Source organism: Halomarina rubra (assembly GCF_023699475.1).
Taxonomy (GTDB): domain Archaea; phylum Halobacteriota; class Halobacteria; order Halobacteriales; family Haloarculaceae; genus Halomarina; species Halomarina rubra.
Genome location: NZ_JALXFV010000007.1, coordinates 281,876 through 301,698, shown reverse-complemented (window position 1 = coordinate 301,698; position 19,823 = coordinate 281,876). Strand labels below are relative to the sequence as shown.

Annotated in this window: 20 protein-coding genes; 5 read left to right on the top strand and 15 right to left on the bottom strand. The window is 58.2% G+C overall.

Going from position 1 to position 19,823, the window contains the following annotated elements:
- Positions 1 to 211: 211 nt before the first annotated feature.
- Both M1L36_RS14195 and M1L36_RS14190 read left to right on the top strand, forming a co-directional pair.
- Positions 212 to 883: a hypothetical protein gene (locus tag M1L36_RS14195; RefSeq protein ID WP_158203458.1), complete on the top strand. Its 672-nt coding sequence runs from the start codon at positions 212 to 214 to the stop codon at positions 881 to 883.
- A gap of 6 nt (positions 884 to 889) precedes the next feature.
- Positions 890 to 1,387 carry a hypothetical protein gene (locus M1L36_RS14190; protein WP_158203459.1) on the top strand — a complete coding sequence of 166 codons (498 nt, stop codon included), beginning with the start codon at positions 890 to 892 and terminating at the stop codon, positions 1,385 to 1,387.
- Between the two features lie 224 nt (positions 1,388 to 1,611).
- On the opposite strand, the gene M1L36_RS14185 is transcribed toward M1L36_RS14190, so the two are convergent.
- Positions 1,612 to 2,361: a DnaJ-like cysteine-rich domain-containing protein gene (locus M1L36_RS14185; protein ID WP_158203460.1), complete on the bottom strand. Its 750-nt coding sequence runs from the start codon at positions 2,359 to 2,361 to the stop codon at positions 1,612 to 1,614.
- 905 nt (positions 2,362 to 3,266) lie between these two features.
- Positions 3,267 to 3,659 carry a hypothetical protein gene (locus tag M1L36_RS14180; protein ID WP_158203461.1) on the bottom strand — a complete coding sequence of 131 codons (393 nt, stop codon included), beginning with the start codon at positions 3,657 to 3,659 and terminating at the stop codon, positions 3,267 to 3,269.
- A gap of 65 nt (positions 3,660 to 3,724) precedes the next feature.
- Between M1L36_RS14180 and M1L36_RS14175 the strand changes: the two genes are divergently transcribed.
- Positions 3,725 to 4,264, top strand: coding sequence for a transposase (locus tag M1L36_RS14175; RefSeq protein WP_158203462.1), 540 nt, complete (start codon positions 3,725 to 3,727; stop codon positions 4,262 to 4,264).
- Between the two features lie 202 nt (positions 4,265 to 4,466).
- Here the strand turns inward: M1L36_RS14175 and M1L36_RS14170 are convergent, their stop codons facing one another.
- From M1L36_RS14170 to M1L36_RS14120, 10 genes are all read right to left on the bottom strand, one after another.
- Complete coding sequence (locus tag M1L36_RS14170) at positions 4,467 to 4,859, bottom strand: hypothetical protein (protein WP_158203463.1); 393 nt, start codon at positions 4,857 to 4,859, stop codon at positions 4,467 to 4,469.
- Positions 4,860 to 5,122: 263 nt separating this feature from the next.
- Positions 5,123 to 5,554, bottom strand: a complete 432-nt coding sequence (locus tag M1L36_RS14165; RefSeq protein WP_250874394.1) for a hypothetical protein — start codon at positions 5,552 to 5,554, stop codon at positions 5,123 to 5,125.
- 161 nt (positions 5,555 to 5,715) lie between these two features.
- Positions 5,716 to 6,021 carry a plastocyanin/azurin family copper-binding protein gene (locus M1L36_RS14160; RefSeq protein WP_250874393.1) on the bottom strand — a complete coding sequence of 102 codons (306 nt, stop codon included), beginning with the start codon at positions 6,019 to 6,021 and terminating at the stop codon, positions 5,716 to 5,718.
- A gap of 133 nt (positions 6,022 to 6,154) precedes the next feature.
- A complete protein-coding gene (locus M1L36_RS14155; RefSeq protein ID WP_250874392.1) occupies positions 6,155 to 7,390 on the bottom strand; it encodes a ZIP family metal transporter in 1,236 nt (411 codons plus the stop codon).
- Entirely contained in the window at positions 7,391 to 8,653 is a 1,263-nt protein-coding gene (locus tag M1L36_RS14150; RefSeq protein WP_305794523.1) for a multicopper oxidase domain-containing protein, read from the bottom strand.
- Positions 8,654 to 8,656: 3 nt separating this feature from the next.
- Positions 8,657 to 9,358 (bottom strand): metal-dependent transcriptional regulator, encoded by a 702-nt coding sequence (locus M1L36_RS14140; protein WP_250874391.1) that lies wholly within the window; start codon positions 9,356 to 9,358, stop codon positions 8,657 to 8,659.
- A gap of 300 nt (positions 9,359 to 9,658) precedes the next feature.
- Complete coding sequence (locus M1L36_RS14135) at positions 9,659 to 10,114, bottom strand: hypothetical protein (protein WP_250874390.1); 456 nt, start codon at positions 10,112 to 10,114, stop codon at positions 9,659 to 9,661.
- A gap of 128 nt (positions 10,115 to 10,242) precedes the next feature.
- Positions 10,243 to 12,582 carry a heavy metal translocating P-type ATPase gene (locus M1L36_RS14130; RefSeq protein ID WP_250874389.1) on the bottom strand — a complete coding sequence of 780 codons (2,340 nt, stop codon included), beginning with the start codon at positions 12,580 to 12,582 and terminating at the stop codon, positions 10,243 to 10,245.
- Positions 12,583 to 12,650: 68 nt separating this feature from the next.
- The gene (locus M1L36_RS14125) at positions 12,651 to 13,400 is read right to left on the bottom strand and encodes a helix-turn-helix domain-containing protein (protein ID WP_250874388.1); all 750 of its coding nucleotides are present in this window, start codon (positions 13,398 to 13,400) and stop codon (positions 12,651 to 12,653) included.
- Between the two features lie 47 nt (positions 13,401 to 13,447).
- Positions 13,448 to 13,732 (bottom strand): DUF7967 family protein, encoded by a 285-nt coding sequence (locus M1L36_RS14120; protein WP_250874387.1) that lies wholly within the window; start codon positions 13,730 to 13,732, stop codon positions 13,448 to 13,450.
- A gap of 677 nt (positions 13,733 to 14,409) precedes the next feature.
- Here M1L36_RS14120 and M1L36_RS14115 point away from each other — a divergent pair.
- On the top strand, positions 14,410 to 15,525 hold the full coding sequence (locus M1L36_RS14115) for a hypothetical protein (protein WP_250874386.1): 1,116 nt from the start codon (positions 14,410 to 14,412) through the stop codon (positions 15,523 to 15,525).
- 370 nt (positions 15,526 to 15,895) lie between these two features.
- Here M1L36_RS14115 and M1L36_RS14110 read toward each other — a convergent pair whose 3' ends face one another.
- Positions 15,896 to 16,888, bottom strand: a complete 993-nt coding sequence (locus M1L36_RS14110; RefSeq protein WP_250874385.1) for an arsenic resistance protein — start codon at positions 16,886 to 16,888, stop codon at positions 15,896 to 15,898.
- 322 nt (positions 16,889 to 17,210) lie between these two features.
- Positions 17,211 to 18,695, bottom strand: a complete 1,485-nt coding sequence (gene merA, locus M1L36_RS14105) for a mercury(II) reductase (RefSeq protein ID WP_250874384.1) — start codon at positions 18,693 to 18,695, stop codon at positions 17,211 to 17,213.
- Between the two features lie 87 nt (positions 18,696 to 18,782).
- Between merA and M1L36_RS14100 the strand changes: the two genes are divergently transcribed.
- On the top strand, positions 18,783 to 19,160 hold the full coding sequence (locus tag M1L36_RS14100) for an ArsR/SmtB family transcription factor (RefSeq protein ID WP_250874383.1): 378 nt from the start codon (positions 18,783 to 18,785) through the stop codon (positions 19,158 to 19,160).
- 50 nt (positions 19,161 to 19,210) lie between these two features.
- Here the strand turns inward: M1L36_RS14100 and M1L36_RS14095 are convergent, their stop codons facing one another.
- A complete protein-coding gene (locus M1L36_RS14095) occupies positions 19,211 to 19,765 on the bottom strand; it encodes an ArsR/SmtB family transcription factor (RefSeq protein ID WP_305794548.1) in 555 nt (184 codons plus the stop codon).
- Positions 19,766 to 19,823: the final 58 nt, after the last annotated feature.

Below are 19,823 nucleotides of genomic sequence, written 5' to 3'. Positions count from 1 at the left end.
CTCGTAGCCAATAGCGACGGTCCGATCATTAGGATAGCTGGGATTGGCAAAAAATCCGATAATCAGTAGTTCGACTCCAGTAGACTGCGCCGTCGGTTGCAGGTATTGTCTCTCTCATTCTGAAGTCTAATCGAATAATTGTTTCGGGGAAACATTTAATGCATAGAATTCATTTATGCTAATTGGTTGGGGCAGGAATCAACCATACACCATGTCACATCTAAGAGTAGGCGTATGGATATCGCAGGAGCTGTACAATGACTCAGGTTACACGGTTCGCGACAAAGCCGTAAGTTTCATTCAAAATAGTGACCGCAACGTAAGCTATGATTACAATGCGATTGCAAAACCAGAGACTATATCAGCCCCCACTGAAGTTCCAAATCCAGACGATCCATTTGACGCAAGGTATCCTTGTGACCAGACGTTCACCATCAGCTACGAGAATCTGTATGAATGGTGGAAGGACTACACCAGCTGTGAACTAAATAACCTAGAGCCTGATTGTAACCTTCTTATCACCAGAAACTCAGGCATCTGTGGAGGAGGTAGAGGAGGTGGAACACACGCTGTCGCTAATGGATACGCCATAGAGAACCTGACGGAAGGTCAAACCTATAATGAAGGTTGTGGTGCATTCAGCCTTGGGATTGTTCTTCAGGAGGTGGGCCACTGCACAATCAACGTGAGTGACTCTGATGGAGATGGTCACGGGGATCATGATACGTGCGACAACGTTTCGCACAATTCGAAGCAGTACATTACCCCGATGGGCGTTAGTTATGACGACGAGTTGAATTCGCAAAATGAATGCGGTGAGTACTTCCTGAAGCCAGAAACCTCGAAACATGTCCACTTCGAGTTTGACGGCTGCGCGGAGTGATTTGATATGAAGGACAAACGAACACGACGGAAGATCCTGAGTACGGTAGCAGTTGGTGGCGCAAGTACAGTGTTCCTTTCCGCAAGAGGACTAGCGTCGGCATCAGAGCCATCTGATGAGCGCGGTAAGTCTAGCAGAAGACTCTTTAGAGTTCTCAACAACAGCACCGAAGACGGTGAAACTACTGTCCGAATCAGGCGGAAAGACAGTGGCAAACACGTCCAAGAATTTAGTTTGAAGACCGCTGGTGGAAACCATCCAGATCTTAGGTCGAAGCCCAGCAAAGCCAAAATCCCTGAAATTGCCGCCGAAATGAGTTCTTTCGGTGGTTTGGCTCGTGGAAAATGGGTGATGGAAATCCTGCACGGGAGCAATTCTGAAGAGGTTGAGTTTGAGATGGGCCCATTCGGTTTGGTGGACGGGAATGTTGTTCAGGCCCGCATCCTACCGGGTGGGGAACTCCGTGTATCTCAAAACCACGAAGACTCCGGAATAGAGGCATAGTTGGCCAGTTTAAAACGCGTTGTATATTATAAATTTTGCATTTCTAGTTGAGGATAGGGATTGCAGACAGATGTTGACGCATAACATCCGTTTGAATAGTAAGGAACTTGTTAATTGGTTGTTCAGGCAAGCTGGCCCTGAGGGTCTATTGCTCAATTTGACCCGATCTGTTCCCACATTATCACCCTCTGCAAGTGATTGTGTATATTGCCGAACTGATACTATTACCCTTTCAACCCCTTCGATGGCAATAGTTGGCGAATCACGAGTGTCCACATACTGGTAATGCGACGACCGATGCCAACGACCCCTGAGTGTGGAACGTCGCTGCCGTCGTAGAGCGTCGCGTCGTTCGGCCCCTGCTCGGGAACGCTGATGACATCGTCATGGTCGACGAGACGGTCGAAGACATCGAGAGTGGGGGCGCTTCGAGATGCCGGTGTCGTCGTCAACCACCCGGGCAGCCACCTGGCCCGGTGTGCTGCGGACGGCCTCAACGGTGCGGCGTTCCTTCTCGGTCCAGACCCCCTCGACACCGGCACCTGGACGTCCGCGAAGCCGACGGGTATCTCGTTGATTCGGACGAAGACGGTCGCCGTCGATAAGGGACCGTCAGGGTTGCGAACCCATCGACCCGTTGCTTGAGCCGAATGATTCTCTTGGACGAGGATGAGGATGGCAGCGGCGATGTCGGCATCGTCACCGATGAGCCTCCGGACATGGGCGCGTTTGCGACCCCTACCGTCGCAGCGGGGACAGCTATCGCCCTCGCAGTGGTCGCACTCCGTTTTAGAGCGCTCGGGAGTAGCTTCGAGGTCGAATTCGGGGAGCAGGTCAACGACGAAGTCGCCGCCGGGGTCCGTGCAGCCGTTGACGAACCTGACCACCTCGTCACCGAAGTCGTTCCTCGATTTCTCATCACCGTAGTGCATCGTACGGGGCTCGTTGACGCCGACCTCCACCATGATGTCCATCTAGGTCGGACTCGACGCTGGAGGCCGTGGTGGCCGTCGAGAGCGCCTCGCCGTACTCGTGGTGGAGTTATCCGACGAGCGCGGGGGTCGCGTCTCACGAGCAGTACCCGCAATTGGCAATTGGTTGCTAGTCTCCAATCTCTCCCTGTAGTAAGCGGTTGCCACCCTCGCTGGATATCCCACCTACGTACAATATTTCGTATGTCTCTTGAGCAAAAGTCAAAGGAATCATATCTCCATCAAGAGTAGCCTGCATTAATCGACCGTCCTACATCCTAAGGTGTAGAAACCACTGCCGGTCTGCCGAGTTTCGGCCATCATTCTACCAATGTAGGGATTCAAATCCTGGTTCGGCCGATTTATGCCATTTCGGACGCTGTACCGTTCTGATTCACCAGGATGGGTGTGGTCGAAGACGCCAGTTCAACTTCTAGGGGTGTTGGTGACTGGTGAGAACTACTTGGCTTCGCGATGCATCACTCGCCGACCACTGTCGACTGCTCGAAACAGCTTCGGACCACATCGAACTGGTCCGTCGACTGCCGCTGGCTGAGCTGGTTGGTTACGACGACCGCCACCGGTTTGCCGCTCGCACGTACTGTCCGCTTCCAATGGTTCGGGCACATCTCTGTCGTGACCTGCTTGGACTGTCGGGGAAGGGGTTCTACGAGTATCTCTCGTTAGACAACCGAGCAGAGCGCCTCGGCTTCGACGCGACGAGATTTGGGAAGTACAACACCGCGCCAACGCGCCAGACGCTCACGACCGTCTGGGACGAAGTACTCACCGACACCACCAAGCGAACTATCCTCTCGCTCAGTCAGCGGCTCGTGGAGCACGCACACGAGAACGACCACGCACTCGACTGTCGACCACCACGGCGCGTCGACGACGACCACAGCAAGTCAGACCTGCGGGAGCGAGAGACCGGCGAGTTCTCCACCGACCAGATTCGTCAGACCGTTCGACTCGCTCGGGACACCGTCTTCGGTGCGTTCGACTCTGGACGAGCTGACAACGCCGTCTACCCGGATAGCCGATTCGCCGAACTGCAGGCGTTCATGTCGCTCAAAAACTGCGGCACGCCGCAAGGATCGCGACGGATGGCGCAGTTCCGCGGCGACGATGTCACCCCGCACGGCGATACCCACCTCCGAACGGTCGCGAAGTTCGACAAAGAGCGCATCCTCGACGGATTCACTCAGTCGGTGGTGAACCTCTTGGAGCGGGTCAACCACATCCAGATTCTGCAGTCGCCGGTCACCGTCGCCATCGACATCACGACGTGGCAGTTCCACGCTGATAGTGACTTCCCACCGGAGGTGAGCGGGACCGAGCACAGCAGTTCGTCAATGTCGACCTCGTGCTGGCGGACCGAGGATTCGAGTCTCACAAGGTCTACCAGACGCTCGACAACCTCGGTGTCTACTACCTCCTGCCAAAGATTTCGCGGTCGCCGGAGTTCGAGGTCACCGAAGAGATGGCCGACGCGGGCGTCGATACGCGAGTGAACTGCGGCCAACTGGAGACGACACTGGGGTGCCACGAGTGCCGTGTGCTGTACGTCCCAGAGCGAGACGGCAGCACACACGCATTCATTACCAATCGGTCGATCGGCCCGGAGCACGCCGCGGCGTGGGTCGAACGCTACGCGAACCGCTGGTGTATCGAGAACGAGTATCGCGCCATCAAACAGGAGTTCCTCGCGACGACCTCCTCGACGAGTCACGCCCTCCGGACGTTCTACTTCGTGTTCGGCATTCTCATGTACAACGTCTGGCGGCTCACCGACGTCCTATTGAAGGCCTCGGTGACTCGCGAGCTGACGACGTACACGCCCGTGTTGACGGCGGGTGAGTTGGCTGACTGGGTTGCGCTCCATCTGCACGCCGAACCGGACTGAAGGAGAGTAACGCGCCGAACATCCCGAGTGGAATAGCGACTGCTCTCTCCTTCTTGCGGCAGATCGGTACTCAGGGAGTGTTCTCTTGGTACTAGCCGGAGGAATCACATTTCGGGCGGCACTGATTGACCGATTCGACGCCAGCTGGTCGAGCATCAGGGGCAGAAGTCCGGTCGTTAGCGTTTACACTCCGAAGTCAGGGTCACCTGAGCTCGGAGGGTGGATTTCTGTAAACAGGTCGTTTCGGGTCAATAATTTCTCTGTGTGCAGCTGAGAGCCCACTGAATACCCGTAGATGGTATGCTATCCAGCTCACAGAATTGGTGTACAATACAGCCCGTGTACGACAGGGAACCTTCACAGGAGGATTGGGGTCCCCGCTGGTCATCAGGGTCTGGGCCGAGGCACGCCGCGTCGAGTCGACGACGTCCTCGGCGTTGGCGAAGGAGGTGATGTCGTCCTCGTGGACGCCGAGGTGGATGTCGTCGACAGTGATGTAGAAGATGCGCTCGATGCCGGCGATGGTCGCTTTGGTCGTGGTGTCGACGAGATCGGCCAGTCGAACCTCTCCAGAGGGGGTGGTGATTGGAATCATGAACTGTGAGTATCATACTTCGATTGTAATGTCCCTGCAGGCCATGCGACGAGTATCGCAATTTACTCGAATACCTACGCCTCACAGGTATACTACAACGCTCTTCTGAATCCCAGCAACCCGCTTTCGGGCATCAACAACGTTGTTGAGAATTGTGTTGAACGAACTGAGATGTTCGTCATGGGTGTCATTGAGTACATCTACGACTACGACAACAAGAGTAACTGGTAGACTAGAAATCTAGCAGCGAACTACCTCTATCCTTAGATTCGCTCTACTACAAACGATAGCTCGTCCGCTATCGAACCGGACTCCTTGTACGCTCTAAGCAGATATCTGGCCCGTTCTGAAGGAGCTTCCACATCGAACTCAAAGGTTTCTTTTCCCTCATTCGGGGGGAAATCTGACTCCAAGAAGACCTTGAGTTCGTTTTCGCTACTACCGGTTGTCTCGAACAAGTCGACATCATGCGGAGTTACTCCGTTCGAAGTTAATCCAAACTGGAGAATGATCAGTGTACTGCTGAAGAGATCCCCACTCACCGTTTTAATCTCAAGGTCTGCAAAAACCTCACCGGTCGTACTGTTTACATCGCCAATTCGGAAATCTTCAGCGCTCGAAAAGTCCGAGCAGCCAGCGAGTGTGGTCGTTACAGCAAGCGAGATTCCAGTCAACATTGCTCTTCGGGAGGGCATTATCTGAGGAATAGCGTACTATGTAATTAGTTTTCGTGAACAAGGTATTCAAATAATAAGTTTGACAGCGGTTAGCGAGAGTCCACGCTTCCCCTTGACTCAGCCAAACTTCAGCCCTCGAAAACAGATCCTGTTGCTTGAGTGGAAGACCGCTCAGAGTTCTACTCAACCGTTACAGTGCCTGTCATCCCCGAGCTTTCGTGTGGAATGCACACATACTCGTACGTCCCAGTGACGTCGAAGGTGTGTTCGTACGTATCGCCGGTTGCGAGCAGCCCTCCACTCACGTCGTTTCGTGCGGCTCGTTCAGACTCGAATCCTCCACTAGCGAAATACACTGCCTCTGTTGGTATCCTGCCCTCGTAGGCCGTCACTGTATGTCCGACATCGCTATCGTTCACCCATTTCACTGTTGTCCCGGCGCTCACAGTCAGCCTCTTTGGATCGAACGCGAAATCTTCGTTCATCGAGACACGTGTCGGCCCGTCGGGGTTGCTGTTGGACGAACAACCTGCGATTGCCGTTGCTACAAGAGCGCTTCCACTGAGTTTGAGTATTTGCCGTCGATTCATCTCTTGTATAAGGGTTAGTCCAGGGGGTTTAGAGTGCGACGAAGAGGTCGGTGACGTACATCACGACAAGTCCGACGAGGAACGTCACGAGATTCAGCGCAGAACCGACACGTCCATTCCGGCTGACCATCTCTCGAAGTTCCCAGATGACTTGCAGGATCGCCCCCACGCCGACAGCGAGGAAGAACGCCCCGAGCGTCGGTGAGAAGGCAAGGCTACCCAGCCAACCACCGAGGATGACGGGAGCACCTGCAATGAATCCTAGACCGAGGAAGTGGAGAACGTTCGGACGCTCACCACGTGCAACGGGTGCGACGACAGCTGGCCCTTCAGTCACGTTGTGAAGCATGAAGCCGATGACGAGGAACGCACCGAGTGAAACGCGCCCGAGTGCGAACGAACTCCCGATGGCGAGCCCCTCGGCGAGATTGTGGAGGCCGATTCCGATGGCAACCAGGTAGGCAACCCACAGACCGCTCTGGGCACGCGCATCACCTGCTTCCGCACGGCCCTGTCGCCACGCGCTGACGGCCTGAACGGCGAGAAGTGCGCCAATGATGCCGAGCGCGACGAGGGCAGGCCCCTCGAACGCGCCCGGCACCTGTTCACCGAGTTCGAATGCCTCAACCCCGGCATCAATAGCGAGGAACGCGAGGATCCCCGCCGAGAAGGCGAGAATCGCGTGGAGCCAGCGGTCACTCATCGACTGCAGGAATGGGAACCACAGCATCCCAAGTGCGACCGGGATGACGCCAACGAACAGGCCGATGACAGCCATGGTCACCAGCAGGTCAGTCGTCAGTCCCGGTGACTGGCTGGGGGCGATAATGGTGTGGTGGACGGTTGCGCCATCCGAGAGTAGCAGGGCGACCTCGAGGTCCCAGCCTGGGTTCCAGTGGTACGGGATGACGACCTGTGCGCTCTCACGAGGGGCGAGTGTGTTATCACCGCCTGCGCCCTGCACATCGAAATCCCAGTAGGCTTCTGCGACCAGCACCTGTGAGATGGTCACTTCGTCCGGACCGTTATTCGTGACGTGTAGGACAACGGTCTCTTCGCTCGGTAGGGTCGTATGCGTCACCGACACGTCGGGGAGTGGCGCACCACCGTTGTCGAGCGACGCGAACGGCGCCGTCGCGAAGAACGCACCCGCGATGAGGGCGAGCAGGATAATTGGAAGTAGAGCTGCGACCCACTTGGGAAGCCCCAGCGGGCGTTCCGTTCGATTCACAGTCGTTCCGCCATCGGTGTTCGGTTTGCTCAATTAGACCACCTCGAAGAAGCTCATCCAGCCGAGTTCGGCGAACTCAGACTGATGGGCGTGGAACATGTACAGCCCCGGGTCGTGATCGGAGTAGTCCAGCTCGATGATACCACGCTGTGCCTGACACTGCATGACCGTGTCCACCGTTTGGAGCGTCGGCGTCAGTGTCGTCCCGTGGTCGTAGTAGTCGAAGAACTGCGAGTGGGTGTGGAACGAATTGATAAGGTCGAACTCCGTCGCGTTGGCCAGGTAGACGCGCTGGCGTTGCTGGCCGTCGATCTGGATCGGACGTTTCGTCTCCCCGGCTTTCCAGTTCCCTCGGCCGTCGGTGTCGCCGACGCCGTAGGCGAACGCTCGCGTGTTGGCGGCGTACACCTCGTTGCCGCCGTCGAAGTTGGTGTCGAAGGAGTTCATCACGATGACCATCTCGTTGATGGCGTCGTTCTCGGGATATTCGTGGTTCCGCGTTTTCGCCTCGGCCACGAGGTCGGCCCGCAGTTCGTCCGTTATCTGCGAGGCGTGGTAGTTGCAGTACTCCTCCGGTTTCTCGGCGACGCGTTCGGGGTCGGGATCGATGATGATCGCCCCGTACAGGCCCCGGTGGATGTGCTCTTTTAATGGGAGTGAGTGGCAGTGATAGAAGTGGCACCCTGCTGGTTGGGCGATCCACTCGTACGTGAACGACTCACCCGTATTGAGGACGCCCGGTCCGTTCTGCGGGATACCGTCCATCTCCGGATTGAGATTCCGGACGTGCGGATGGATAGTGTGGGCGTGTCGTCCGAGGTTCTCGAACTTCACACGAATCAGGTCGCCTTCGACGGCTCGAATGGTCGGTCCCGGAACCTGTCCGTTGTAAGCCCACGCCGGGAACTCGATGCCGGGGGCGATGGTGACCGTGGTGTCGACCGCCTGGAAGGTGAACTCCCGAACGGTTCGGCCGTTCTCCTCGTAGACGTCCTGCGGGACATTTTCCTGTTCTCCACGCCCCGTGTTGAACTGATACAGGAATTCGTGTGGGTCGAAGTCCGTGTCGGTATATTCACCGACCGCACCGAAATTCCCGTGTGAGTCCTCACCTGGACCATGATGCTCGTCGTTGTCTGCCCGTCCGATTCCAGTGAGAGCGGCGCTCCCTGCGAGGCCAAGCCCCCCGAGAACTGCCCGTCGAGTGGTTTTGAAATCCGTTTCGAGCGAGTCTACTAGTCGTTGCTCCAATCCATCTGACAACTTTGCTGCTTCTGAATAATCTTGTGAAGGCATGTATTACGCCTCGTTGTACTGTCTGCGTTCGTTTTCAGCCGGTTCAGCAGGCCGTGATACGTAGATTTCTGCAGCGACGTCAGTCGGGAGCGAGAGCGGTTTCTCTGTCGTCCTCACTTCACATGTGATCATCCCGAATGGCGCGGTTTCGACCACTTCGAGTTCCGTTCCAAGCGAGATACCAGAGTTCGCAAGATACGACAGCACGTCTGCGCTGCTTTCTCGCACCTCAGAAACGACCGCAACCGTTCCCTCTTGACACTCCGCTAACGACTGCTGTGTCTCGCATTCTCGAATTTCGAGGTCAGCAGTAGGAATCGGTTCTCCATGTGGGTCTACCGCAGGCGACCCAAGGAGCACTTCGATTCGCTCGACTAACGTCACGCTCAGATGGTGTTCGAGGACGTCTGCTTCGTCGTGTACCTCTGCCCAGTCGTATCCGAGCTCCTCGGTCAGGAAGAGTTCGAGTAGCCGATGGTTGCGGAGCACTTTGAGCGCCCCCTTCTCACCACGCTCGGTGAGACGAGCACCCTGATACCGCTGGTAGTGAACGAGACCGTCATCGGCCATTCGCTGTAACATCGCCGTCACGGTTGGTGGTTTGACCCCCATCGCGGCCGCGACCTCAGCGGTCATGGCCGGTGTATCTCTGTCCTGAAGTCGGTAGATTGATTTCAGGTAGTCTTCGACCTTTGGGGCCACCATGAACATGATTTAGATACGTCTAAACAAAAGCTTTGCTAGATGCCCAACATGGGCGCCTGGCTCAAATATGAGAACACTGGATAGACGATGTCGCTGACGTGGTCGATCACTGCGTCACCCTGATCGAGGACCACGCGGTCTGTGGGTAGGCGCTCGTTCGCTGTCTCATGCCGGAGCGTTATCCGTTCTCGTTGACGCGGGACGTCGACACCTGACACGATCAGCAGCGAAGAGAATCGACCGAGCGGCCGTCTCGATGGCCCCTCGGAGCTCGACTCTGAATCGTTCGTACCAGCTGCGTCACAGTGTCGACTGGCCGGGAACCGAATTGAGTCCCAGTTCCCCGCGGAGACGCAAGTGATTCCCCAGATGTTCTAAGAGCGCGGTTTCGTGCTCCCACCCGTGGAGTGATTTGAGCAGGAACGCCCGGACCAGCGGCGTCATCTCGTACCGTGTCGGGTCGGAATAGGTGTCGTGGGGCTGGAACTCCATGTACGCGAGCGGCAGATGACAGACGAACGCTTTGACGCACTCGTGCGCGTCGTGGGTGAACCACTCGCTGGGGATGGTGCGGACATCCTCTTCGAGCGCCGGGAGTGACTGCTGGTCGTACAGTGGACTCGACCGATACGCCGGCCGGTTATGATACGAGGTCCCAGCGATAGTGTGGAAGATCGTTCGTCGAGCAGTGTGTGCTGAATCTCGGAGCTCTTTCTCGTGTTTCCCTGACTCAGGACCTTGATCGACACCATCCATAAAACACTGTTGAGGTGGTCTGTCTGTAGACACAAACGGCGAGAACCACAGTCCAAGTTGACCTGCAAAGGCACCCTCGTTTTATACACGAGGCCGATTCTCTGACCGTTCCCTGGTTCAACGGTTCTTCACGAGTCGGCCGATAGCTCGGGCTGCACCCGTGAGAGTCGCATCGCGTTGCCCGTCACGCCGAGACTCATCCCCATGTCACCGACGACCACTGCGAGTGCGACACTGACGAACCCCAGCGGAACGCCGAAGGCTAACACGGCTTTTATCCCGAGACTCGACCAGATATTCTGTCGAATCACACCGTTCGCTTTGTGCGAGAGCGCGTACAGGTACGGGAGTTTGCCGACGTCGTCGCCCATTAGCGCGATATCGGCGGTTTCGAGTGCTGTATCGGTCCCTGCGGCACCCATCGCGATGCCGACGTCGGCGGTCGCCAACGCGGGAGCATCGTTGATACCGTCACCGACCATCGCGACCGACCCGTACTCGCGCTGGAGCGATTCTATCGCATCGACTTTGTCTTCGGGAAGGAGTTCAGCTCGGTACTCGTCGACGCCGACGTCCTCGGCGATAGCACGCGCTGTGCCCGTATTGTCGCCCGTCAGCATCACGACGTGGTCGACGCCCAGCTCGTGGAGCCGCTCGACGGCCCGACGAGAGGCTGGTCGGACCTCGTCAGCAATCGCGACGAGACCGACCAGCTCCGACTCGGTCCCGACGAAGACCACCGTCTTCCCCGCTTGTTCGAACTCGGCGAGCGCGTCGCGTGCGTTCTCGGCTGGTGGCTCTGTCACGGTCCCACCGTCGGTGGCTGGGCGTGACTGCGAGAGGTCGAACCCCAGTTCTTCGAACAGCGCCGGTTTGCCCGCGTAGTACGTCTCACCGTCGAGGTCAGCGCGGATCCCCTTCCCGGTCAAACTCTCGAACCCTGACGGGGTCGGACGGGCGTCGATACCCACATCGTCTGCCCGAGCAAGAATCGCCTCCGCGATTGGGTGCTCACTTCGCTGTTCGAGACTTGCAGCGTATCGAAGCACGTCTGCCTCCTCGAACTCCCCAAGTGAGACCACATCGGTAACGGCGAGTTCGCCCTTCGTGAGCGTCCCCGTCTTGTCGAGGGCGACCGCGTCGACCTCGCCCATCGCTTCGAGGTGGTTACCGCCCTTGATGAGCACACCATTTTTCGCGGCGCTCGTAATTCCCGAGACGACGGAGACGGGCGTTGAGATGACGAATGCGCACGGACAGGCGATGACGAGGAGCGTCAGACCACGGATGAACCACGCTTGCCAGCCCCCGGGAAGAACTACCGAGGCTCCCGCAACGTCGAGGGTGAGACTGTCACCGATGAGCAACGGCGGTACCGCAGCAGTGAGTATTGCCAGCACGACGACGGCAGGGGTGTAGTAGCCTGCAAACCGGTCGACGAACTGTTCTTTCTCCGTTTTCTTCTCCTGTGCGCCCTGCACCAGTTCGATGATTTGGGACAGCGTCGACTCGCCTGCCGTCGAGGTGACTTCGACTTCGAGGTATCCGCCTTCGTTGATTGTCCCCGCGTACACGTCGTCACCTGTCGACTTGTCGACAGGAACCGATTCTCCCGTAATCGGCGATTCGTCGACGGCGCTCTCTCCGTCGACGACTGTCCCATCCAGCGGTATCTTGTCTCCGGGACGAACGATGACGGTTTCACGGATCGCCACGTCCTCTGCGGGGACAGTTATCTCCTCACCCTCCCGTCGGACCGTTGCTTCATCGGGCGAGAGCTCCATCAGTTCGCGCAGCGAGTCGCGTGCACGGTCCATCGAGTAGTCTTCGAGCAGTTCGGCGATGCTGAACAGGACTGCCAATGTCGCCGCTTCGACGAAGTACCCGATACCCGTCGCGGCGATAATGGCCGTCCCCATCAGCAAGTCGATGTCGAGGCTCAGATTCCGAGCCGAGTAGTAGCCACTCCGGACGACCGGATACCCGCTACTCACGATTGCCACGAGAAACAGCCCGTCGGCGAGCGTGAGCGGGTAGTCGACGATGGTCGCTATCGTGGGGTCGACGCCAGTGAGGACGAACTCGACGAGCAGGCCGAGCGTGACGAACACCGCTCCGACCCATGTCTTGAGCGCCCGCGGACTCGTCCAGATATCCGATGGTGGTGCGATATCCATGCCACCGGTCGGCTCGTCGTCGGACCCACTACTGACGACCTCGTATCCTGCCCCCTCGATAGCCGCGACGACGTCGCTCTCGGTGACTTGCTCCGAATCGTACGTCACGGTGGCTGTCCCAGTGGTCGGTTGCAGCATCGCCTTGGTGATGCCATCGACACGCTGGAGGCTCTTGTCGACTTTCTGGGCGCAGGAGGGACAGTCCATCTCGGGGACCGTGAGCCGGACGGACAACTCCCGGCGATGCCCGCCGTCCTGCGTGGAGTCGACACTGGCTACGTCGTCTGTCATTACGTGAACGGAGGGCCGTCACGGCGATAGGCCTTTGTTGGAATATTCCAAATCGGCCACACCCAACCTCAAGACGTGGTCGACGGGGTGTCCCGCATCGATTCCGTGTCGACATACCGCGCTGCCAGCTGTGCTTCGGCTCGACGAAGTCGGTAGGTGAGTGTCGACCGTGGGACGCCGAGATGCTCGGCCAGTTCCCCGACGTCGACCATCCGTGGCGTTTCGTAGTAGCCGTGTTCGACGGCTGCTTCGAGTGCTGCCGCCTGTTCGGGCGGGAGTTCGTATCGGTTGCTGTGGCCATATCGCCTCGTCACTTCGGTGTCTGTCGTCCGGAGCATCTCCATCTCCGCACAGGTGCCGACTTCCGCCTCAAGGTCGTCGAAAAACGCTCCCACATTCCCCTGTCCCGAGTGGATGATGCGCCATGTATAGTGACGCCCCTCGTGACGTGTGTCGAATAGGACCCCGTCCCCGAGGTGTGCTCGCGCGATGTGGGGGACCGACGAGCAGTCTGGCGTGCGCTCCCAGTACGAGTAGAGCACGAGCGTGTCGTCGGTGTGGTCGAGGACCTGTGTCGACTGGGTCGCACCGCAGTCGTCGGTCGCTAGACAGTCCGCGTAGTAATCGGCGGTCAAAAACGCCTCTTCGATATCGTCGAGAGCGGCTGGCGTCCCGGTCGCGTGGTCGACACGCCAGAGACGTTCTGCGGTCGCATGGAGTGAGAGTGAGCGAATCCGCGCGTCAGGATGCGCCGCGAGCGTGTCCGCTACGCGGTTACAGCCGGGGTCGTATTTGAGGGCAAAGACGAGACTCCGCATACGCTCTAGTGAGGGGCGGACGGAATAACGAGTCGGGTCGGTGGTCGTTAGATAGTGTCGTCGGGGTCGTGGCGGTCACGCATTCGCTGGGCTTCTGCAGCGTACTGTTCTTGTTGCTCGGGGTCGTCGACACTTCCAAGGTTATCGTGCTCGGCATCGACGGCTGCAGTCGTGTCCCGAACATCGGTGAAGGACGTCAGCGCTCGCTCTTTCCGGTAGTACTGTTTGCCGTCCGGGGTTGCGTACGTGAGGATGATGAGATTCTGCTCGTCGTCCGAATACGTCCGTTCGACCAACCAGACACGGACGCTATTCGTTGGTTCGTTCGTCATCGTCGCTGGGTTGCTCCGGAGGGCGTATTAATTACGGGTCAGCCAACGGGTTTGGCTAGTTCACTTGACAGAGACATCACCTGAGAATCGACTTCTGACCGGAGATTGCTTGAACACGATTCTGTAGACACTCATCTGGTAGAGCATGTGAAACCCTTGGGCCAAACAGACTCACCCGTGTCTAGAAATCGATGTGTTTGGCCTGCGATTACCATCCCCGCCATCCAACAGCGTTCCTCACTGTCCAGCCGCTGGCCGTGTTTCTCAGTGAGTGTAGTGGTCTCACACTCGCACTGAGTATCAGTCGCGTCAGCCGATACGACTGGGTGCTCGACTGGCCTCGACCGACAGCCCCTGTTGACCAAGCGACGTCCGTCGTCGCCTACTCTGGGGTCTGTTCGGTCGGCGTCGTTCTCGGTAGTCTCGTCTGGTCAGTAGGCGGTTGGGCACCGGCTCTGCTCGTCGGAGGGCTTGCACCGGTGTGGTTCCTGCGCCAACTCCGATTCGTCCTTCAGCTCTAGCGGGCATACGCCTGCTACGAAGAAGCCGACTGGCCATGGATTCCTTTGGACCCTACCGGGCGCGTCCAACGAGCATATCCTCCAGCAGTCGAAACACGGTGTATGAGCAGGTCACGAGGAGACAACAGCGACCCCCGACCACTGCGGGTGGTGTTGATGATTCTTGGCGGACTGGTCTTCCTCACACAGATGCCAGTCGTCTCCGCCCACGGATCAACGGCAACGGGTGGAATCACCCAAGTACATGCGTTGTTCGTGGGTCTCATCGGGCTTGTCGTCCTCGTCGGGACATTGCTTGCCAAGCGAATGGGGCGTGTTTCACCAACAACAGCCATCTATGGTGTGTTCGGCGGTATCGCTGTCATAGCCATCGGCGCAATCTTCTTCGAGGGACTCTCACCCGAACTCACCTACTCGGCGAGTTCGCTGCCCTTTCCTCGAGCGTGGTACACACCGCTGGCACTTCTCGTCGGGCTCTCGGTAACCATCGCGAGTTTTACCATCGGATGGCTCCGCTGGCCAACGCGCCCGCGATACACTTTCTTGGGGATTCTGTTGGGACTCTGGATCGCCTACCCCTACCTCATCCCTGGGCCAGCCAGTGACACACACCCGCTGGGGTACGCAATCGTGCTTGCCACCCCAGTGCTGGTCGGATACATCCTGTGGCAAGATGTCCAGATGGAGCTTCGAACAGTGTTGGGCGACCCCGTCGCTCGACGGTTTGGTCTTGGGATCGGTCTTATCCTCGGGCTGTTCTTCCTCACCATCACTGGCTACCTCTCATTTCTCCCTGAAGAAGGGGTCCCTCACGAACAGTTCGTCGTCGTTCTGCCGGCGATCTACCAGCTCGTGAGCTGGCCCGTCCTCGAGATGTACTTTCCCCACATCCCGCTGTTCATCGCCCTCTCACCGGGCGTCATCATTGTCGTCGGAACGATGAGTACGCTCATTGGGCTGAACGCGGCACTGATTGCTCGCCAGTGGCGACTCGAAGAACAGGCGGGGCTCGCACAAGGAACAGCCGGAAGTGCAGCGATCGTTGGGACGTGTACTTGTGGGTGCTGTGGTCCACTCGCAGCGAAGCTCGTCGTGCTGGCAGCAGGACCGTCGATTGCAGCCCCAGTGTACTGGATCTTCGTCGATACCGCGTCGCCGCTCAGTGCGATATTCGTGGTCGCCAGTATTGCGTTATTCACCGCCAGTCTCCTCTACTCGGTCCACACAGCACATCAACCGACCACTTCGAGTAGTTCCATACTTGCGAATTGAACGAAATGGCCAGGCGATCAGGTGTGAAGGTGACACGGAAGACCACCTCTTGAATTGAGAAGACCGTATCACTCGTAGCGGTCACCGAGATACCTGCGAACGCTGCCCGGGCTGAATATTGATGCTCATCACCTCGAACGTCGCGGGCGCAGCGCAACCAGCGAGACTGAACATCGGCACGCTACCGAGACCGAACATGAACCGGCGGTGGGAGAGCATACGCGGCCAGAAGTGTTAGGATAGTACTGATTTTCTATTAACCAATCGATACACTCTCGACACGGGTCTAATAGCTGAGTCATTCCGGGTCGGTGTGGATGAAAGATATCGCATTGCCTGCCGGTATTGCCAGATAGTGAGCGTGAGTCTCTCACTGATGACCGACGTTCCGTATCATCGTTCCCGACCGCTCCCAGACCCACGATGCGACGAGTCGAGTGAGTACGACCATGCCGGCGAGTTCGACGAGCGTCTGTGTGACGACGACTGCCGGGACGAGTGCGTACTCCGCTGGCAGTGCGAGCGCCAACGGCAGCACCACCAGCGAGTTGCGCGTCACCGCCGTGAACACGAGTGCCCGACTCTCCTCGTCGGGAAGTCGGAGTCGCGCGGCGACGATTCGCGCGATGACGGGCATGATGACGAGGAATGCGACGTAGACAGGGACGATGACCACGATCTGCCCGAAGGACCCCTGGACGCGCGGGAGTTGTGAGGCGATGACGACGAGTAGTGTCGCGCCCATCATCGGAACCGGCAGCCAACCCATCAGGCCCTGCCACTGCTCACCCGTCTCGGAGCGGTCGGCCCACAATTGGGTGAGCCACGCGAGTGTCAGCGGCAGGGCGATGAGGAGGAGGAACGCCTTGACGAACGGTGCTGGGTCGACGGCCTCGGCGATTTGTCGCCCCATGAACGCCCAGAGATACACCGGCAACAGCGCCAACTGGACGAGCATCAACAGGGGTGTCACGGCGGTGAGTTGCCCGACGTCGCCACCGGCGATGTCGGTGAAGGCGATGACGTAGTCGATGCAGGGCGTCAACAGCACCATGAACACGCCGACGAGGATGACGGGGTCGTCTGGGAGCACGCGGGTGAGCCCGAAGACGACGACTGGCACGACGAGGAAGTTCATCCCGAGCGCGCCGGCGATGAACCGACGGTTGGTGAACGACCGGCGGAGTTCGGTGAACGGCACTTCGAGGAACGTCGCGTACAGGAGTACTGCTAACACCGGGTTGATGAGCCGTTCAAACACCGAGGCAGTTCCCGGCAGGACGAGTCCGATGGCGACCGCGAGTCCCACAGCGAGGGCGTAGATGACGACCTGATGGCGTTGTAACCCCGCTTTGGTTTCCATTGACTCCAGCTACGAGTGAGTACCGAAAACCATCTGCGAACGTGTCTCTCCACCCAGACCGATACACTCGCAGCACATGTCTATCAGCTGATCCAGCTTGGAATGACGCGAAAGAACCCCACTTGTTGCTTGCCGGATTTGGTAGACAGAGAGTGTGAGTGCAGCAAATAGCGAGCCAACCACTCGCCGTTCCGCCAGTTTTGTCGTGCTACATAGAAGGCGCGATTACAGCACCAGTGTGAGTCGGAAAAGACGCGTTCGATACCTACTCAGCTCGGTCAGCGACGCCTACTGATTTTCAATTTGGCAGCGAATCCAACCTCTATTCGACGCAGCAGCTCATCTTCGACGTGTCGCGGCGGAACGCTTGACAGGCGTGCTTGAACGCCTCCGAAAACGCCGGGAAGGGGTGAATCGTGTCGATGATGTCGTCTACGGTCAGACCGAATTTCACCGCGAGCGTCGCCTCGGAAATCATGTCCGCCGCACGCGGCCCGACCATATGGACGCCGACAATTTCGTCCGTCTCGTGGTGCTTCACGACCTGTACGAGTCCCCGTATGTCCTCAACCGCTTTCGCCTTCGGAACGTCTTTCATCTCCACCGTCCGGCAGGTACACGTCCCGTGTTGGTCGATATACTCCGGTTCCGTTATCCCGACTGACGCGACTTCGGGACTCGTGTAGACGACCATCGGAACGGCGTCGTAATCGATGGTCTTGCCTTCACTGTCTTCTCGCGGGCTCTGCCCGCTCGAACGGTCCGGGGAGCGAAGCTCCCCGCTACCGAACGCGTTCTTGACCGCGTGGTTCCCCTCCTTCGCGGCGACCGTCTCCAGCATCGGCTCACCGATGCAGTCCCCGGCGGCGTACACGTCCGGGTTCGAGGTCTGAAAGTAATCGTTCACGACGACCGCCCCTCGTTCATCTGTTTCAACTCCAGCGACATCGAGGCCGATTCCCTCCGTGTTCGGCTTGACGCCGGTCGCGACGAACAGGTCGCTCGCGGTGAAGCGTCGATTCGCACTGGCGACCGACGCCCGGACGACGACTTCGCCATCCTCGTTCGTCGTCACTTCGTCAGGAGTGGCTTCCGTGATGACGTTGATTCCCTCGTCACGGAGATGCGATTGGAGGTCACGTCCGAGGCCTTCCCACATCCCCGAGAGAACGTAGCTCGACCGCTGAAGAAGTGTCACCTCTACGCCCATCCGGGAGAGAATCTGGCTCCACTCACAGCCGACATAGCCGCCACCGATGACGACGATACTCTCGGGGAGTTCGTGCCGCTCTAAGATGGTTTCGCTCGTCTCGTAATCTATCTCCTCGATACCATCGATTGGTGCGATGTCAGGCGAACTGCCGGTGGCGACAAGAACCTTCTGACCGTGCAACTGCGCCCCTTCGTCCCTCCCCTGAACGACTTCAATTGTCGTCTCGTCCACGAACTGTCCGAATCCCTCGTACACGTCCGCTTCGTAGTGGTCTGCCACGCTTACGTAATTTTGCTCGCGGAGTGACGCGACGAGACGGTCTTTTTCCTCGATGGCGGTTTCCCAATCCACGTGAGGTTGGTCAGCGTCGTACTCGACTGCCTCAAACGGATTCGACCGTGGTACGTCTGCGGACTCTGCAACTGCGAGCAGGTGCTTGCTCGGGACACAGCCGACGTTGACACAGGTCCCGCCGAGTGGTAGGCCGGTGTTCACTATCGCCGTCGAGAGGCCGCGTTCGCTTGCCTCAGTGATGGCGGCGAAGGCACCAGCACCGCCGCCGAGGACCACGAGGTCGTACTTCAGTTCGGACATTCTAACGAACGTTTGGACGTTCGGAGGCAAGAAAGGTTGGGTCGAGGAGAGGAACTACGTAGCCGTGACACCCTAGCTATCGGCAGTATGAGTTCGAACCTGCTCCAGAACGACGACGAGGTGAACGAAGCCCGGGCAACTCTGTTTCGCGCGCTGGGCGACCCGACGCGCCTCCGTATCTACCAGACGCTCATCGAGACAGACAAGCCGCTGAACGTGACCGAACTCTGCGAACGGACGGACCTCTCCTACAACCTCGTCTCACACCACCTCCAGTGTCTGAACAATTGCACGCTGGTCGAAGCCAAGCAGGAGGGCCGAAAGCGATTCTACCGCGTCGCCCAGCAAGCTGGCCCTCGGATGGTCGAATTAGCCGACGAGTGTATCCGGCAGGACATCGACAGTGTGCTCGGCTGTGACATCGCCCGTGCTGAGAGTGATATGGATACGCCCAACGATGTTTGACGCTGGAAACCGTACGATAAGCAGGTGTGGACTTCGGCGTCCAAATTGCGTTACTCCACGTTTGCGACCAGTTCGTCGAACGTCTCGTCTTCGCTGATTTCAGTCAGCGCTCGGTTGAGTAGCTCGCGGACGATGAATTCCTCGTAGTGTTGAGTCTCGCAGTACTCGCACGGCTTCATCTCCCGGGCGACGCCTTCGATGGCCTCGCCGTGTTCCCGGTACAACTGTTCGACCAGCGAAACGACCCCCTCCCGTGCAGTCTCCTGTGCCCCGGTGAGTTCCTCGTCGCTACCTTCGGGGAGGTCGTACGCGAACACGCGCGTGTTCGATTTGTAGTATTTGAGCGTCCCTCCGCTGGCGTCTTCGAGCCGAGCGATTTCGACGAGTCCTGCGTCTTTCAGGACGTTGACGTGGTGGCGAACTGTAGTCTCTACCTTCTCCTCACCGCGTCGCTTCAGTTCCTCGTGAATCTCGCTGATGGTCATCTCTTGGTCGGCCAGCATATCGAGAATTTTCGCGCGTACGTCGTTCTCCAACGCCTTGGCCTTCTCCGGGGCAGTTGTGATGACGTTCCGCACTGGAACGTCAGTTTCGAGGAGAGACATCCTTGCCACCGAGTACGGGAGTGAGTACCCTAAGGCTGTCGCAACCTCCTTCAACCTA